Here is a 1,058-nt window from a genome sequence, read left to right on the forward strand (position 1 = left end):
TCCGCCCAGGCTTGCCCCAGCACCGCCGCATTCAGCTTCTGCCAGGCCAACGGCTCATAGGTGCAACTCAGCTTCGCTTGCGTCTCAATGTAGGCCTTCAACTGTGTGACGGCTTCTTCCAGCGCATCCAGTCGATCCGTTGCATCCGGCTCCAGCGCAAAAGAGGCCTGCTGGCGGTAGGCGTCCAGCAAGACCTGACCACACTCGGCCANGGCAGCCAACTTGGCCAGGCTCACCACACCCAGGCTGATGCCCAGGGCTTTCTCAAGCGACGCCAATTTGTCGGTCAACTGCGCCCCACTGGCTTTCAGGCTGCGGGCGGCACCCACCACCGCTTCTTCCCACTGAGGCCGCCAGTCAAAATTGCTGATCAATGCCAGCGGGTGATCTACCAGATTACCCACAGCCTTGGCCTGAACCGCCAGCAACTCAGCCATTTCACGCAGCTTCTGCAGTTGCGCATCGTCGTGATAGGCCGCATTTGGCCAACTCAGCTTTACCTTGGCAGCCAGGTCGGCATCACGCACCTTCACACCGATGGCATAGTGCGCCGTCAGGCCATTACGGTGGCGTTGATGCAGGGCATTCACCACCCGGTTCAGGCGGTCACGTAGTGTCTTTAGCCGTTCCGCCTCTGCCTTCCAGTCGCTCACCGTAGATTGGGAGGCGCTGTTCCAGGAGGTCCGTAGCTGATCCAGAACATCAGCCTTCCTGGCTTTGTTCGAGTGCAATTCAAGGCAGAAGTGGCCCAGGCCAATATCCTTGAGACGACGGTGCACCACCTCCAGTGCGGCGGTCTTCTCGGACACAAACAGCACCTTCTTGCCTTTGCCCAGCATGTGCGCAATCAGGTTGCCGATGGTCTGGCTCTTGCCGGTACCCGGCGGGCCAATGATGACGAAATCCTTGCCTCTGTCCGCCGTGGCAATGGCCGCCATCTGGGAAGAATCCGCCGGCAACGGCGACAGCAGATCTGCCGGGGTGTATTCCCGATCAATCTCTTTGGGATCAACAAAGCGAATGTCGCTCTCATACGCCTCACGCGGCGTATCCAGCAG

At 59.7% G+C, this 1,058-nt stretch carries 1 protein-coding gene; it reads right to left on the reverse strand.

What is annotated here, in order from left to right; translation table 11 throughout:
* Positions 1-1,058 (reverse strand): AAA domain-containing protein (locus tag A3754_RS01810; protein WP_304439771.1); only part of this gene is annotated, 1,058 nt, incomplete at both ends.

Source organism: Alcanivorax sp. HI0083 (assembly GCF_001635175.1).